Genomic DNA, 16,796 nt, shown 5'->3' on the forward strand with positions numbered 1-16,796 from the left:
TCTCTTACTTCAGAGCAATACGGATGCCCTTAACATAGTAGTACTCCTCCAGTGAAAAAACGCTTCCGTCTTTGCCGATTCCACTGTCTTTACACCCTCCATGAGGATAAGGCGCTCCTGTTCCAGGCCCGTTTACATTGACAATTCCGGCCTCCAGTCCCCTTGTAAGCGCCGCGATTTCGTTATAATCCCGGGCCCAGATATAAGATGTCAATCCATAGCGGCTGTCATTGGCCCTCTTAAGCGCCTCGCCCTGCTTCTCATACGGCATAATCGCCACAATGGGGCCGAATACTTCCTCTTTTATCACTTCCATATCATCCGTAACTTCCGTCAGAATTGTGGGCAGATAATAATATCCTTTTTCCTTCTCCTCCGGCTTCCTTCCGCCGCATTCCACCCGCGCACCCATTGCCAGCGCATCGGCCACAATGGCTTCCATACGCTCCACCGCGTCAGCACTGATTAACGCTCCCGTGTTGGCATCCTCATCCATCATTCCGCATCTGGCAGTCACCGCCATTTCAATACACTCTTTTAAAAATGCGTCGTATACCCTGCTCTGAACATAGACACGTTGTGGAGAAACGCATGTCTGTCCCGCACATCTCATTTTATTTCCGATTGTGTGTGCCGCCGCAGCCTTTAAGTCAGCGGAGGCAGTGACAATGACGGGGGCATTTCCTCCCAGCTCCATGGAAAAACGTTTTACGGAAGTCGTCGAATCTTTGATCATGTGCAGTCCCCCCTGGGTGGAACCTATCATTGTAATCATCGCCGGGATTTTGCTTTTGCAGAGCACCTTTCCGATTTCCCCCGCATCCCCCGCAATAAAATTGAGCACTCCTTTTGGGAAACCTATTTTTTTTAATATTGAGCCCAAGTACATCGTGGACAGCGGTGTTTTTGTCGCCGGTTTTATTACGGCCGTACAGCCGGAGGCCAGGATCGGCCCTATTTTTGTCGCAACATTATGCATTGGGAAATTCCAGGCAAGGGCGGCCACCACCACTCCCAGAGGTTCCCTTACCGTCATATACATTCCATGGCCGCCGCTTATATCGCGCAGGATTTCCTCCTGGCTGCATTTTGCCTGCTCCATAAAGAATCCAAGATAATTAATCAGGCTGTCCGTCTCAAACTGTGCATGACTTCTGAGCTTTCCCGATTCCAGCAGCAAGAGCGTCAGCAAATTTTCTTTTTCATCCATAATGGCCTGCTGCAGTCTGCTAACCCAGCTCCCCCTCTCCTCCAGAGAAAGAGACGACCACATTGGAAAGGCTCTCTCAGCCGCCTCCAGAGCCCTGGCGGCCTGTCCGCCGTCCGCCAGTTTTACATCGGCCACCCATTCCTCATTTCCGGGACAGCATACCCGCTCCGTTCTCGAATTCCCCTCTTCTAATTCCCCGTCTATATAATGATAAAAGTGATCTGCCGGCAGTTTTATATTCATATTCTGTTATCCTCCTCCATAATTGCTATACCGTTAATTTCCGCCTCTGTCATACCGTAATCCCGCTCTGCGCTTTCCCTGGATATATATCCCTCCTCCAAATCATAACGGATCAGTTCCTTATCCCGTTCCATTGGATTACCATATCCTCCTGCCCCCGGCATGCGGCATCTTAAAACTCCGTTTTCCTTAAGCGGCGTTCCCGATTTTTTGGAATCGATCACCTGCTCCTCCGATGTATCCGGATAAAGGATAATTTTCCCAGGGAGTCCCGGTTTTCCGCCGAAGAGTCCCCATGGCGGCATCTTCTGCCTGTCCGCCTTGACTGAGAATTCACTGCTGTGCCCCAGGACCCGTATATCTTTCATCATGGACAGACCGCCTCTGAACCGTCCGGGTCCACCGGAATCCGTAACCAGAGTATACTGCTCAACCATATACGGAAACTCGATTTCCATGCTTTCTATTGGAAGATTCGAGGTATTTGACATATGAACCTGTACACAACTCAGCCCATCCTTATTGAATCTGGCCCCGGATCCTCCGCCAAAGGTTTCCATATAGACGTAATACTGATGATCGCTCGGACTCACTCCTCCAAAATAAATTCCGGTAATGGCGCTGTTTGTTCCGGCTATTACCTTTTCCGGCACCACTTGGGCCATCGCCCCGAATACCATGTCCGCTACTCTCTGTGCCGTATCACTGCGGCCGGCACAGGCGGCCGGTTCCGTACACCCTAGTATGCAGCCGGGACGGCTGGTGATATGTATGGCGCGGTAATATCCGCCGTTTGCCGGCAGGGACGGATCCACAATGCTTTTAATTCCATAGTAAACCGAGGCATAGAGAGCCGTAACAGGAAGGTTAATCGCTCCTTTTACCTGATCTGGGTTGTTTGTGAAATCAAGATAAATATCTTCTCCTCTCACTTCGATTTTTACATTGAGCGGGATTGGACCGCTACCGACTCCATCTGAATCCAAAAAGTCGGAAAATTCATATTTTCCATCCGGAATTTCTTTCAAAGCGATTCTGATTTTGCGTTCCGAGTAGTTAAGCAGCTCTGCCATACAATCCTTTATCAGTCCATTGCCATAACGTCTGCATACATCCTCCACTCTTAGGACGCCTTTTTTATTGCAGGCAAACTGGGCATTTAAGTCTCCCCGACGGATATGGTTGACCCGGCAGTTCAAAAGAATCATATCCAGGATATCCTTATTTAACGTTCCTTCCGTAAATATTTTAATCACCGGGATTCGGATGCCCTCCGCATAGATAGAATCCGAATCCGCGGCATTGGATCCGGGGACGCGTCCACCCACATCATTGTGATGTGCAATATTGGCCACAAATGCTACCAACTCATTTTCATGAAAAACAGGGGACGCCACCGCTATATCCGGCAAATGCGTTCCTCCGCCGTTATAGGGATCGTTCGCAATAAACATGTCCCCCGGCCGTATTTCTTCCGGCCTGTATTTTTTTCTGATTTCCTCCACCATACCAAGCATGGAGCCAAGGTGCATCGGTATATGTTCCGCCTGTGCGATTGTATTGCCCGATGCGTCAAACAATGCGCAGGAGCAGTCTTTTCGCTCCTTGATGTTTGTAGAATATGCCGACTTTACCAGAACCGCACCCATTTCCTCGGCAATAGACATAAATGTATTTCCTATTACCTCAAGAATAATGCCGTCAATTTTTTTCATATCCCAGCCTCCTCCTATACAAATACTTTCACAATTAGATTTCCATATTTATCTACTTTGAACCATGTATCCGGAGGAATAACCGTTGTAGAATCCATCTGCTCGATGATGCACGGTCCCTCCACTCTTGCACATTTTCCAAGTTTTTCACGGCCGTAGACCGGGCACTCGATTGTTCCCGTCTTTTCAAAATAAACATTTCTCCTGCTTATAACCGCTGTCCCGGGATCACTCATCTCATATTCCAGCTCGGAAAGTTCCGGTTTTGTCACAAGCCCAATTGCCTCGCTCCTGAAATTAACAAACTGTACCGGAGCTTCCGGATTATAGTATCCGTAGTTCATCTCATGAGCCAGGAAGAAGTCTTTTTTCATCTTTTCTATATCAACTTTTGTAATCTCTGCCGCCGGAATTTCAATCTGAAGTTCATAATTCTGCCCTACGTACCGCATTTCCGCTATATTATGAAATTTCTGCCGTTCTTCCTGCACATGCTCCGAAGCAAGCCATTCCTTCCCCTGTTCCATAAGACCTTTCACCAGCTCATTTACTTTCTGCGGCGTGGCCTCTTCCCAGGCCAATAAGGCCGTTTTCACATAACTCTTCTTGATATCCGCGGTCAGCAGGCCTAAAGCGCAGAGAGCACCCGGAGCCGGTGGGATTAGTACTGTGCCAATTCCCATTTCCTGTGCCAGCTCGACGGCATGGAGTGGACCGGCTCCGCCATAAGCAGCCAAAATGAAATCCGAAGGATTATATCCCTTTTCAACCGTAATAACCCGGATTGCTCTTGCCATATTGGAATTTACAACGCTGATAACACCCTGGGCGGCCTGTTCCGGCGTCATTTTCATTGCTTTTGCCAGTTTTTCTTCCACTGCCGCTTCAGACAGCGCGGCATTTATCTTCAGTCGTCCTCCCAGCACGTACTCCGGATTAATACGGCCGAGAACCAGATTCGCGTCCGTTACAACCGGCTGTTCATTCCCCAGTCCGTATGCAGCCGGTCCGGGATTCGCGCCCGCGCTTTCCGGCCCCACTTTTAGTGCTCCCGCATTATCGATATAGGCGATACTCCCCCCGCCTGCTCCAACGGCATGAACATCGATCATGGGAACTCCCGACGGCAGGCCACACACCTTCCGTTTTGTGGTATACTCTGCAATTCCGTCATTTACGAGGGAGACATCCGTGCTGGTTCCACCCATATCATATGTAATAATATTTTTGTATCCGGCTTTTTCCGCCACATAAATGGCACCCATTACACCCGCGCTCGGGCCTGAGAGTGCCGTTTGAACCGGTGTCTCAACCGTGGAGCTGATCGACATGACACCTCCGTTCGACTGTGTGATATATGGTTCCACTGCTATTCCTATCCCTTTAATCCGCTTTTGGAGATTGTTAATGTACATTTTTATTCTCGGACCCAGATAAGAATTGATTACTGTAGTGCTGAGGCGTTCAAATTCACGGAATTCCGGCAAAATCGTGGACGAGATGGAGATATATGCCTCCGGCCATTCTTCCCTGATAATCTCTTCCACCGCCCTTTCATTCTGAGGATTTAAAAATGAGAACAGGAAGCAAACGGCAACCGACTCAACTTTTTGTGCCTTCATCTCTTTTACAATTTCTCGTATTTCGTCGTTCCTAATCTCTTTCAATATGGTTCCGTCGGACATCACACGTTCATTCGCTTCTTTCCTAAGTGCCCTTCTTATTAGTGTTTCCGGCTTATCTTCAAAAATATTATAGAGGGATGGACGCACCTGGCGGCCTATCTCCAGCAAATCCCGGAACCCTTTGGTTGTAATTAGTGCCGTCTTCGCACCTTTTCTTTCGATAATCATGTTGGTAGCAACCGTAGTTCCATGCCCGAAATACTCTATCTCCTCAACGGGCACCCCATACAGCTCCAAAGTTTCCTTCGTGCCGTCGGCGATTGCAACAGACTGATCCTGCAGTGTGGACGACAGCTTATAGGTATAATATTTTCCCGTATTCGCATCCAGCAATGTTACATCTGTAAAGGTTCCGCCTACATCAATACCAATTCTGAACATAATTTACCTCCTTAATTATTTTTTAATACGTTAATTCTCTTTTGATTTATTTGTATTTTATTGTCATTTTTATTATTAGTCAAAAAACTATATCCTATTTTGTTTTTTTGTATAGTGTATTTATTTGCAGAATTTATTGTAATTATTATCAGAAGTCTTTTTTATAAGTGCTTTTCTTTTTTTAGTGTGCTGATTAAACTTTTTTGATTCTCCCATATCTGGGGGATTATGTCGAAGCGCTTCGTTACTGTGCTTAAACCATAAGAAATATTGGCACGAAAAAATGCCCGGTATTCTGCTTTCGGAATAAAACGGAAATAATTTATTCCCTCCCAACCGCCTGATATCCGTTGCAAAATAGTGCTATAAATGGTATTGTTAGAGCAGAAACAGATTTGCTTTTGCTGCACTGAAAAGCACGCTAAGGACACAGCCCGAAGCCGTCCCGCTTCGGGTTTGGGAGGATATGAATGGATACACGAAAAGGCCAAGCAGAAAAGACCGTCAGGGACTTCTTAGATGCTTATTTAATACACCGTAATATTAAAAACGCACTTTCTTTCCTATCGGATAACATAATGTGGAGCGGCGTAGGGAACGACATTGCTCTCTGCGGAATCCAAAAAGTGGAGAAACTTCTCGAAAAAGAATTTTCACGTGATCCCGAGCCCTACATAATAGATCTGATTCAACCATGTGAGACGTCAGATTCTCTTAATCATGCTGTTTTCATGTCGGAGCTTAAACTGATGAGACCGGTGCCTGCAGGTCCCTCCTATACTCTCAAAGCCCGTTTGAGCGCTTCCTGTGCCCAGTCGGACCATGTATGGAAAATCACTTCCCTCCATGTGTCTGATCCGCGCATTCTACAGGATTCCACTTCCGTCACCAATGATTACATTGAGGAAGAACATTTAAATCACAGCGTATTCTTTACCGCCGATCATGAAAAACAGGCGGTTCTCCAGAATCACAGACTGTCTGCCCAGCTTGAGGCCCGCAATGAGATCCTGAAAGTAGCGCTGGAGCATACTTCCATCTGTGAATTCTATTATTATCCCGAGAGTCGCAGCTGTGTCATTCCGCAGCGTACCTGTGACTACTATCACTGTAACGGGCGCTATGACCGGATGCCCGACAGTTTCCTTGAACATCTTGTTCTGCCCTCTTACCATGCTGTCTGCCGGCGGATGTATGATGCCATTCATTTGGGCAGCCGTACGTCCAATTCCGAATTTCTGACCAGTACCGGCATATGGTGCCGTGTCATTATGTCAACCGTCAGCTGGGATGAAAATGGAAAACCCGATTTTGTGGTAGGAATTATTGAAGATATAACAAATGAAAAAGATATGGCCTCCGCTCTGGAAAAAGCCAGATCCCGGGACAGTATGACGGGACTCTGGAATAAAGAAACCGGCACGCGGCTTGCCCAGGAATATATGCAGTCAAAGCCAGATGATGAAAACTGTGTCATCATGCTCCTGGATATGGACGATTTCTCCCGGCTCAACGAAGAGGAGGGAACTACGTTTGCTAACGCCGTACTGTTAGAAGTGGCGGACATACTCCGGGCCGCTACCGTTGAACAGGATCTTCAGATCCGCCTTGGCGGCGATGAGTTTATGCTTTTTATAAAAAACTGTGATAAAAAACAGGCCACCATAATAGGACCGCATATTGCGGAACAGGTGCAAAATCTCCTGGCCCAGACAGACAGCTCCACCCCTATTTCCGTCAGCATCGGAATGTGTTCCACCGAGGTGGTCAATGAATACAGCGGTCTCTACCGCTGTGCAGAAAGCACGCTGAAGTATGTGAAAGAGAACTGCCGCGGACGCGCTGCCTGTTATCTCGATACCTCCAACGAACTAGGTGTAATGCTGACCAACCTGTACACCGAAAAATACATAGTCAATACGATTGAACAGGAAGACACCGAACGCGGGGAAAACCTGATCTCCTTTGCCCTGGATCTGCTCGGCAAGGCTAGCAACCTGGAAGACGCCGTATCCCTTCTCTTTGCAAGGATGGGCAAAATTTATCATCTGGACCGCGTATCTTTGCTGGAAATAGATCCGGCCTTCCTGACCTGCCACTTCACCTACCAGTGGGCCAGGGATAAATCCCTCCTTCACCTCAACAAGCCCATTTACATTACGAAGGAAAACTATGATGCGGCGGCCAGCTGCTACGGTCCTGACGGCCTGTGCGGATTATGCCCTAATAAGGAAATTTCCCCGTTCCCTTCCTGTCTCCATGCAGGAATCTGGAACCATGGCGCATATATCGGCGCACTCGGATTTGAAGTCAGCCAGGAAAACTACACCTGGACAAAGGAACAGCGCCGTGTTCTGGCAGAGATGGGTAAAATCGTCCCCTCCTTTGTCATGAAAGCCCGCGCCGACGCCTTCAGTCAGGCCAAGACGGATTTCCTGTCGCGTATGAGCCATGAGATCAGAACACCAATGAATGCTATCGTCGGTATGACTGCAATCGCCCGCTCCATGGCGGGCGATAGGGAAAAGGTTCTGGAATGCCTTGATAAACTGGATACATCCAACCAGTATCTTTTAAATCTGGTTAACGATATCCTGGACATGTCCCGCATTGAAAGCGGTAAAATGGAGCTGAATCCAGAGACGATCGATCTGGCGGCCCTCATTTCCTCGCTGGAAGGAATGATGCGCCCTCAGGCCGAGGGCAAGAATCTATCCCTCGACATTATCAATGAATGTGAAAATAACCGGCCTATCCTGGCCGACAAACTGCGCCTGGAACAGGTTCTTCTGAATATCGTCGGCAACGCGGTCAAGTTTACGGAGCCTGGGGGCCGTATTATGCTGCGTGTGACACCGGTACAGGAGGATACGAATAACCTGACCCTCCACTTTTCCATAAGCGATACCGGAATTGGAATTGCCCCGGAAGCGCTGCAGAATATTTTTAATGCCTTTGAACAGGCAGCCAAAGACACTTCCTCCCGTTATGGAGGAACCGGACTTGGCCTTGCCATTTCGAGCCGTCTGGTCCAGATGATGGGCGGAATCCTGAAGGTGAACAGTGAACCCGGCCACGGCTCGGAGTTTTACTTCACCCTGAGTTTTTCTTACAGCGATTCTCTTCCAGTGGTAAAGAAGCATCTGGAGGATCTACGCTCAGACAGCTTTAAGGGAAAACGGCTCTTAATCGTAGAGGACAATGAACTGAACCGGGAAATTGCACAGACACTTCTGGAAATGAATGGTTTTATCGTGGAAACATCTGAAAACGGCCAGACCGCCATCCAGTGCTTTGCCGCCCATGACGCCTTCTATTATGACGCCATTCTGATGGATATCCATATGCCGGTCATGGATGGAATCGAAGCTACCAAACGGCTGCGTACCATGGGACGTGACGACTCACGGACCATCCCGATTATCGCAATGACGGCCAATGCCTTTAGTGAGGACAGCCGCAAATCATTGCAGATCGGTATGAACGGCCATCTCTCTAAACCCATACAGATGGAGGAGCTGTTACTTACCCTCCATCAATGTCTTAATTGTTAATCCGTATTCAGCGGTTCATCCGCATCAATGCACAAAGGGACATGCGCCGTCATTGGAACAGCGTATGCCCCTTTTTAACTTTCTAAAATTCAAACTTTTTATCTTCCCAACTTCCTTTTTATTTTAGTTCCACGTCTGATTTCCATATTAAAATTTCCGATGGAAGACCATGGTAAAATATGGAATTTTTAATTTTACTATTCTCCGGGTATTATATCACCTTATTTTCGGTAAAATAACAAATATCAAACCGAAGAGAGGAAGTAAAAAGATGGAACATGACACAAATATACTTTTGCATCAAGCCGTATCTCCGGCATCTTTAAAAGACTACGCATCCTATCTGCACGAACAGGAACGCAGCTCTAATACGATAGAAAAATATATCCGCGATCTTCGCGCGTTTTTTCTGTATCTCAGCGGGAAAGAAATCGATAAAGCAGCCGTGCTGGGCTGGAAAGAGAGTCTGTCCGGGAGCCACAGGCCTGCCAGTATCAATTCCATGCTGGCGGCTGTCAACGGCTATCTGGATTTCTGCGGTTTGACACCCTGCAAAGTTAAACCAGTCAAAATACAGCGCAAAATATTTTTAAAGCCCGAAAAGGTTCTGACACGTGAAGAATACATCTGTCTTGTCCGGGCGGCCGAGACAAGAGGCAACCGGCGTCTCTCCCTTTTAATGCAGAGTATCTGCGCCACCGGCATACGCGTTTCGGAACTCAGATACCTCACCGTGAATTCCCTTTACACCGGGCGGGCCGAGGTAGACTGTAAAGGTAAAATCCGCGTTGTATTCCTGACCAAAGAACTTTGCCGCGCCCTGCGCTCCTATTGCAGGGAAAACAATATCACACGGGGGCCCATCTTCTGCACCCGGAACGGAAGGCCGTTAAATAGAAATAATATCTGGAGAGACATGAAATCCCTCTGCCGCAGCGCCGGTGTGGAACCGGGAAAAGTATTTCCCCACAACCTGCGCCATCTGTTTGCCCGGACTTATTACTCATTGGAAAAAGATTTATCCAGACTGGCGGATCTGCTCGGTCATGCCAACATCACAACCACCCGCATTTATACAATGGACTCCGGAGAGGAACATGCAAAACAACTGGATCTCATGCATCTCGTCCTGAGCGTGACGTAAAAAAGCAACATAATGGTGATTATGCCATCATGCCGCTTTTCATTCGGATAAATTTACATATAAACATAGTATCATAAGCGGGGAAAAAATACAATCTTGCAATATCCGCTTGCTGATAATGGTTCGTGATTCCGCTTGAAAAAATAAAGAAGCACCAAAACAGACCGGAGTGGTTTTACTTGCTCTACGCCGGTCTGTTTTGGTGCCTTTTCATATGAGATATGGTGACTTTTTTGCATAGTTCACTTTCTCATATAATAAAAAGCCTCTTTAATTGTTCATCCTGATGGCATAATCACCATTATGCCATCAACATAGACAGCCTGCAATGCCCGGTTTTCCCCTCACTGCGGCCCGGCGCATCAGCAAGCTCAAAATCTTTCCAGGAAAGAAAAGGTGGAATACATGTTACAGGAACATCAGGAGACAATCGATAAATTTGAAACTCTACTGCGCAGATATGCTGTTCTATTCAGCGAAATAACTATGCTGAATGACCCGGATGACGTTTTCTATGTCAGTGATACGGAGACTTATGATCTCTGTCTCATCAGCAGGGAGCTTACAACCGGAGGACAGCTCGAGGCCGGTAAAGGCAGAAAATGTTATGAACTGCTTCAAAACCGAAGTTCTCCCTGCCCGTTCTGCAACAATTCCCAGCTCTCCATGGATCAGTATTATATCTGGGAACACTGCAACCAGGCAGCAAAAAAGAATTATTTAATCAAAGATCGCCTTTTTGTCTGGAACGGCCATAAAATGCGCATTGAGGTCGCACTGAACATTACCGAACCGAAACAGGCTAAAAAAGTGCTGATTGAAAATGCAAACCAACAAAACCTGATGATGCACTGGATGCGCTGTCTACTGAAACAGGAGCCGCCTGAGAAGGCATTCAGCCTGATTCTGGAAGATTTGAAAAATTATTTTGAGGCGGAATCCGGCTTTATCCGTTCCTTTACATCGATCGAAACAGTACGCTTTTTCTCAAGAAACGGCTGCGGATCGGACATTCCCTATATCGATCAGTTGGATTCCAGGCTGCTTGAACGCTGGGAACACCTGATTGGCAACAATAAACTGATCCTGATCCGCTCCGTGGATGAACTTGCAGAGCGTGATCCCGAAAGCTACCGTTTTCTTTCCGGATATGGACTTCACAATTTATGTCTGGCTCCGATCATCTGCCGGGAACACCTGGTAGGCCTGATCTGTCTGGGCAACCTGAAACAGCGCTGGGCCTCTCTGTTCCTTCTGGAAGTCCTGGGAGACTATATTGCGGCCTCGGTGCAGAGATTAACGATTCAGGAAGAAAAAGCAAAAATCCAGTATACCGATCCCCTGACCGGTCATCTGAATTTTGAAGGCTTTAAAATAAGGGTAGAACACATTTTAAAAAACAATTCAGGACGTAAATACGCCCTTCACTACTGTGATATAAAGAAATTTAAATTTATCAATGAAGCCTATGGATATGACACAGGAGACAGCATCCTTAAATACTGGAGTGATTATCTGGCCTCTGTCTGCCGCGAGGACGAGGCATTCTGCCGGATATCCGGGGATACGCTGACCTATCTCCTTTACTATGAGAATGAGCCCTCCGAGCTGGAAAAGAATTTCAGGGAAATGTCTGTCCATATTTCAACTTATCCGGAGCTTTATCGCAGACGCCACCACCTAGAGCTTGCCTGCGGAATTTATCTGATTGATGCCTCCGCCGGCTGTCAGATTGGTGAAATGATGAACCGGGCCAATATGGCTCAGAAAAGTATTAAAATTATGCCCGGAAGCCACCTTGGCTTCTATACCGATACCATGCGGCAAAAGGAGATGCGGGAAATGGAATTTGTGGCCAATATGCACGAGGCCATCCGGAAAAAAGAATTCGAGATGTTTATCCAGCCCCAGCTCAGTACCCGCGCTGCCCCGGACCAGTCCATTCGGGCCGAAGTACTGGTCCGCTGGCAGCAAAATGGAACTATTATTGCAATGCCGGGAGAATTTGTGGATTTATTTGAACGCAACGGATTTATTGTAGATTTAGATCACTACATGTTTGAACGCGTCTGCATATACCTGCATAAAACGCTCCCCTGGTACGGAAAACAGCTTGTCCTGTCGGTCAATGTTTCACGTATCACCATGCTCCAGCCGAATTTCATTGAATACTACTGTTCGATCAAAAACCGCTATCAAATCCCAAGCGGCCATATCGAACTGGAATTTACGGAAAGCGTGGTTGTGGAGGATGTCGCATACTTTGGGGCCATCATCAGAAGGCTGAACGACAACGGTTTTCTCTGTGCCATGGATGATTTCGGAACCGGCCAGTCCTCGCTGAATGTGCTGCAGGCCCTTCCTCTAGACATCCTCAAACTGGATCAGATGTTTTTTCGGGATAAAACGAATGAACGGCGTAAACACATTATCGTCGCCAACATCCTGAAAATGGCACGGCAGCTTCAGATGGTTACCGTGGCCGAGGGGATTGAATCTGCAGAACAGGTGCGCGAACTCACCGAGATGGGATGCGATTACATACAGGGATATTACTATTCACAGCCTGTTACGGTGGATGAATTTGAGCTGAAGTATCTGAAAAAGGGTTAGCTGCGGGAGGATTCAAAAAATATCGACTGCGCTGGCCTTCCGCTTAGAAGCTGACAAAAAAGCCGAAAACCTGGTAACATCAAGGTTTTCGGCATTGTTTACTGGCGTTCCTGAGCGGATTCGAACCGCTGGCCTTCCGCTTAGGAGGCGGACGCTCTATCCTGCTGAGCTACAGAAACATCTTGTAAATTCATAATACAGTCTGATAAAAACTGCATTTGTACCCATTAATATTCAAAGGCACAATATTAATTATAATTCATATTCCCACTCTAAGTCAAGTCCCTTTATAAAAAAATCAGTCTTTGAAATTTGCGATTCCCTGCATCCAGATACGGCCTTTAAATCTGCGTCCCGGACACGGTTCTCCAAGCAAATCTAGTTTGTTAATCGCAACCCTAAAAAACAAATCATTGCATTCCAGCTTCATATCATAGATTTCCTCGCCGGTTATTCTGTTTTTCTTCAAATCGACTTCACATATCTCTCCTACAACGGAGTACTGATCGCATTCAATTCCGCTTGGCATAAAGCAGGTGTCCACGATAGAATAGATATCTTCCTTGATTACGCGCCTGGATGCCTGCGAATAGAGATCAATATCTTCTATTGTCAGCGATTCCATCGCATCCTCATCCCCATTTTTAGCCGCTTCCAGCAGACTGTCCCTGTTACGTGAAGCTACCTTGGCCTTCTCAATCTGCATGGCCGTTTTCTTTATGGGAAGCAATATCTTTCCATGAACCGACAGGGCAGAAAGGGTCGCCGACTCTATTTTGATCGGTGCGTTTGCCTTCTGAAACCTTTCCCTGTACTCCATTGGGTTAAGAAGATAGAAAATCAGTGATATCCCGACTTTATATTCATCCAGCAGACCTGCATATGTTTCCTTCTCCGCATGGCGCTGTATTGAACATTCGGCTTTCGTTGTAACAGTATCACTTGTAATGTATGGATAATAATATTCAATATCCAGTTCTTCCTTATCATTCAGCTCGCCATACATGGCCAGGCCGATTCCCGGCGCCACCTCCGTCTTCATCTCACACAGGCTTGTGTCCCGGTCTATCTGTATACACTTGGATCTGGCCGCTTCTTTGGAAAGGCAGCGAAGAAGAGCCCTGATATCTTTTTTTCTCTGGTACATGCTGAATCCTGCAGCGCGTAAAAACTTATGCATTTTCTCACCTTCTATCTTTTCATTTTTGTTGAGTCCTGTTGTATCTATTACTTTTACTACAAATTACGAAAATTTGCAATAGTTTTCCTGTCTTTTACAGCCAATCCTCCATATTATGTCAACTTTATTTTGTCTTTTTTTAGGGCCTGTTAAGACACTAGTGATATCCGAGAGCCTGTTCAAGCGCTTCCTTCTCCTCACTGCCGAGAAGAACTTCCGTCTTTCCTTCCACCACGTCCTTCAGATAGAGATAGCACCCCTCTCTGCTGTGAACGGAGTTAAGGACAAAACCGGTGTTATTGTCGTCCAGGAGGGCAATTACAAAGCTCAGGTTACCGCCCATTCCTTTAAACGCATTGTACTTTACCATTCCGGTCTTCTGATATCCGGCTTTTACCTGCTCCTCCATAGATTCGATCAAGTCCTTATTGGCCCTGTCTTCGGAACGGAGGAATGCGGCTTCATCCATCAGATCCAGTACGGTATCTTCAAGGGTCTCCGCATCTTTTCCCCTCATAAACATATCATATCTGCGATACAGTTTCTTATACTGTGAAAAGCAGATTAGCGTGGCGATAAGCGATATCAAAGTGAGTATGATCAAACCGATGATTAAAAATCCGGGATCAAACCCCAGGTTATTTAAAATACTGTTTTCCATCTTATGTCCTCATTTCAGTTCTTCTAATCTCTATGATCGATATAAAATAAAAACGGTTGCATGAAAATTCAATAAAATTAATAATTAACCATTTATAGATTGGAGAAGCTCTGCTATTCTTTCCAATTCCGCAGATGAATAGTACTCTATTTCAATGCGTCCCTTGTTTTTGTCCTTCTTATTAATAATTACTTTTGTACCCATTACCGATTTCAATCGTTCTTCGAGATCCTGGTAAAAAATATTAAAGTCTCTTTCTTCCGGTTTTTCTTCTTTCTTCTTAGCCGGTTTTGTTAATAACTTGACCAGCCGTTCGACCTCCCGCACGCTCAGTTTGTTATTGACAATCTTAACTGCAATTTGATATTGCTGTTCGCCGTCTTCCAGTGCAAGAAGCGCTCTGGCATGACCTCCCGTTATGCGGTTCTGAATGAGCATCTCCTGTACTCTCTCATCCAGCTTCAAAAGACGCATGCTGTTTGTAACCGTAGCCCTGTTTTTAGCTACCCTTTCAGCTACCTCTTCCTGCTTCAGCCCGAATTCCTGGATAAGCATCTGATACGCCTTCGCCTCCTCGATCGGATTCAAATCTTCTCGCTGGACGTTTTCAATCAATGCAATCTCCATTGTCTGCTGTCTGGTATATTCTCTTATAATGACCGGAACCTGCTTAAGACCGGCCAGCTTTGCAGCCCTCCAACGTCTCTCACCGGCTATGATTTCATAATTGTCACCCTGCGCCTGTTTCTGCACAAGCAGTGGCTGAAGGACACCATATGCTTTTATGGAATCGGCCAGTTCATTCAGCTGCTCTTCGTCAAACATCTTACGCGGCTGACTTCCGTTTGGTTCAATCTGGGTAATGTTCAGGAATTTTTCCTTCTCCACCTCCACAATTTTTACCCTGGGAGCCGGCTTTGCCGTTTTCTTCGCGGCAGTAACACTTCTTTTCTGCGGCTTTTTAGCGACGGGAAGTACCATATCAAGTTCCTTCAGGTTAGCCTTTTTATCAGCGTGTTCCGCATGTTCCTCCTGCCCTTCCGGACTAATCTCCTCTTTGGCAGCCTCCGGAGCTTTGGGCTTTGTCTGGGAAATATCATAATCATCACCAAAAAATGCTCCTAATCCTTTTCCAAGTCCTGTCCTTTTCGACATTGTTTCCTCCAATCGTGCTGTAATACCTTCATACCAATTAACCTTATTTTACTATATGCTTTCCCGAACCGGGAAGTAACAAATGTAAGTTTATGCATAACCATTCAGAAGACCGCATTCCGCAGAGTGTTTCTATGTACGTTACAGTTCTTCTCCTCTGCTTATTACCTCTGCGGCCAGAAGCCGGTAACTCTCCGCGCCGGTAGATTTGCTGTCGTAGATATTGATCGGCATTCCATGGCTTGGAGCCTCTGCCAGACGCACATTTCTTGGAATGATTGTTTTGTAAATTTTCTCATTCAGATTACTCTTTACATTCTCGACCACTTCCAGAGAAAGATTCGTCCTGGCATCATACATGGTAAATACGACGCCTTCCATCTCCAATGATGAATTCATTTTTCTCTTAACGATATTGATCGTGCGGAGCACCTGGCTCAGACCTTCCAGTGCATAGTATTCACACTGAATGGGAACAAGCACCGTATCAGCGGCAACCAAAGCATTCAGTGTCAGAAGACTCAAAGACGGCGGACAATCAATGATAATGAAATCATAATCGTCCTTTACCCTGTCAAGGTGGCTTTTCAGAACAAACTCTTTATTTTCTATATCCAGAAGTTCAATCTCAGCGCCGGATAAATTGGAATCCGAAGGGAGTACATCCAGATCTTCCTGAACATCCTGCTGAAGACAATCCTCAAAAGTACAGTCTCCCAGCATCATTTCATATACCGTATCCTCAATCTGGCCTTTCTCCAACCCAAGCCCGCTGGTAGCATTACCCTGCGGATCAAAATCGATCGTCAGGACCCGCTGTCCTGCTTCGGCCAGGCAGGAAGAGAGATTAATCGCTGTCGTTGTCTTACCGACGCCGCCTTTCTGGTTTGCAATCGCAATTGTACGTCCCATGATGTTTCCTTTCTAAAACGTATTTCTCTTACGCATCATTTTATAGTATAGCACAGATAAATTCTATTTCCTACTTTTTATAGAAAAAAGTCCATTTTCTTTGCTAAAATGTTTCACGTGAAACATTGATTTTTTTGTAAATATTGCTTATATTCAATTTTGGTAAAAATAAAGATGTTTCACGTGAAACATCTTTATTTTTACCAAAGCTGCATACACTAATCATGACGGCTTTTCTTTAAGAATATTGTAATGCACATACACCTATATTTGTGGTATAATTTGTGGTATAAAATACCTGTAGATACTAACATACTCTTTTTTAAGATAAAGTCCTCACTAC

At 46.1% G+C, this 16,796-nt stretch carries 10 protein-coding genes and 1 tRNA gene; 3 read left to right on the forward strand and 8 right to left on the reverse strand.

The window, feature by feature from the left end:
- Positions 1–4: 4 nt before the first annotated feature.
- The 3 genes from V3C10_23510 to V3C10_23520 are packed head-to-tail and all read right to left on the reverse strand — an operon-like array spanning position 5 to position 5,234.
- The gene (locus V3C10_23510) at positions 5–1,453 is read right to left on the reverse strand and encodes an aldehyde dehydrogenase family protein (protein WVP62231.1); all 1,449 of its coding nucleotides are present in this window, start codon (positions 1,451–1,453) and stop codon (positions 5–7) included.
- The gene (locus V3C10_23515; protein WVP62232.1) at positions 1,450–3,168 is read right to left on the reverse strand and encodes a hydantoinase B/oxoprolinase family protein; all 1,719 of its coding nucleotides are present in this window, start codon (positions 3,166–3,168) and stop codon (positions 1,450–1,452) included. The genes V3C10_23510 and V3C10_23515 overlap by 4 nt, the downstream gene beginning before the upstream one ends.
- A gap of 14 nt (positions 3,169–3,182) precedes the next feature.
- Positions 3,183–5,234 carry a hydantoinase/oxoprolinase family protein gene (locus V3C10_23520; protein WVP62233.1) on the reverse strand — a complete coding sequence of 684 codons (2,052 nt, stop codon included), beginning with the start codon at positions 5,232–5,234 and terminating at the stop codon, positions 3,183–3,185.
- Positions 5,235–5,704: 470 nt separating this feature from the next.
- Between V3C10_23520 and V3C10_23525 the strand changes: the two genes are divergently transcribed.
- From V3C10_23525 to V3C10_23535, 3 genes are all read left to right on the forward strand, one after another.
- Positions 5,705–8,788 carry an ATP-binding protein gene (locus V3C10_23525; GenBank protein ID WVP62234.1) on the forward strand — a complete coding sequence of 1,028 codons (3,084 nt, stop codon included), beginning with the start codon at positions 5,705–5,707 and terminating at the stop codon, positions 8,786–8,788.
- A 271-nt stretch (positions 8,789–9,059) separates the two neighbouring features.
- On the forward strand, positions 9,060–9,932 hold the full coding sequence (locus V3C10_23530) for a tyrosine-type recombinase/integrase (GenBank protein ID WVP62235.1): 873 nt from the start codon (positions 9,060–9,062) through the stop codon (positions 9,930–9,932).
- A 405-nt stretch (positions 9,933–10,337) separates the two neighbouring features.
- Positions 10,338–12,545, forward strand: coding sequence for a sensor domain-containing phosphodiesterase (locus V3C10_23535; protein WVP62236.1), 2,208 nt, complete (start codon positions 10,338–10,340; stop codon positions 12,543–12,545).
- Between the two features lie 102 nt (positions 12,546–12,647).
- Here the strand turns inward: V3C10_23535 and V3C10_23540 are convergent.
- The 5 genes from V3C10_23540 to V3C10_23560 form a co-directional block, all read right to left on the reverse strand.
- Positions 12,648–12,724, reverse strand: a tRNA-Arg gene (locus V3C10_23540).
- Between the two features lie 119 nt (positions 12,725–12,843).
- Positions 12,844–13,725 (reverse strand): DUF3881 family protein, encoded by an 882-nt coding sequence (locus V3C10_23545; GenBank protein WVP62237.1) that lies wholly within the window; start codon positions 13,723–13,725, stop codon positions 12,844–12,846.
- Positions 13,726–13,882: 157 nt separating this feature from the next.
- Positions 13,883–14,386, reverse strand: a complete 504-nt coding sequence (locus V3C10_23550) for a DUF4446 family protein (GenBank protein ID WVP62238.1) — start codon at positions 14,384–14,386, stop codon at positions 13,883–13,885.
- 84 nt (positions 14,387–14,470) lie between these two features.
- The gene (locus V3C10_23555; protein ID WVP62239.1) at positions 14,471–15,541 is read right to left on the reverse strand and encodes a ParB/RepB/Spo0J family partition protein; all 1,071 of its coding nucleotides are present in this window, start codon (positions 15,539–15,541) and stop codon (positions 14,471–14,473) included.
- 141 nt (positions 15,542–15,682) lie between these two features.
- Complete coding sequence (locus V3C10_23560; GenBank protein WVP62240.1) at positions 15,683–16,453, reverse strand: AAA family ATPase; 771 nt, start codon at positions 16,451–16,453, stop codon at positions 15,683–15,685.
- Between the last annotated feature and the right edge of the window lie 343 nt (positions 16,454–16,796).

The sequence above is a fragment of the [Clostridium] symbiosum genome (genome assembly GCA_036419695.1).
Classification (GTDB): domain Bacteria; phylum Bacillota; class Clostridia; order Lachnospirales; family Lachnospiraceae; genus Otoolea; species Otoolea symbiosa_A.

Excerpts from the sequence above, each read along its gene's own strand:
- V3C10_23520 (WVP62233.1), bottom strand. The coding sequence starts at position 5,234 with ATGTTCAGAATTGGTATTGATGTAGGCGGAACCTTTACAGATGTAACA.
- V3C10_23535 (WVP62236.1), top strand. The coding sequence starts at position 10,338 with ATGTTACAGGAACATCAGGAGACAATCGATAAATTTGAAACTCTACTG.
- V3C10_23530 (WVP62235.1), top strand. The coding sequence starts at position 9,060 with ATGGAACATGACACAAATATACTTTTGCATCAAGCCGTATCTCCGGCA.
- V3C10_23515 (WVP62232.1), bottom strand. The coding sequence starts at position 3,168 with ATGAAAAAAATTGACGGCATTATTCTTGAGGTAATAGGAAATACATTT.
- V3C10_23525 (WVP62234.1), top strand. The coding sequence starts at position 5,705 with ATGGATACACGAAAAGGCCAAGCAGAAAAGACCGTCAGGGACTTCTTA.
- V3C10_23545 (WVP62237.1), bottom strand. The coding sequence starts at position 13,725 with ATGCATAAGTTTTTACGCGCTGCAGGATTCAGCATGTACCAGAGAAAA.
- V3C10_23560 (WVP62240.1), bottom strand. The coding sequence starts at position 16,453 with ATGGGACGTACAATTGCGATTGCAAACCAGAAAGGCGGCGTCGGTAAG.
- V3C10_23550 (WVP62238.1), bottom strand. The coding sequence starts at position 14,386 with ATGGAAAACAGTATTTTAAATAACCTGGGGTTTGATCCCGGATTTTTA.
- V3C10_23555 (WVP62239.1), bottom strand. The coding sequence starts at position 15,541 with ATGTCGAAAAGGACAGGACTTGGAAAAGGATTAGGAGCATTTTTTGGT.
- V3C10_23510 (WVP62231.1), bottom strand. The coding sequence starts at position 1,453 with ATGAATATAAAACTGCCGGCAGATCACTTTTATCATTATATAGACGGG.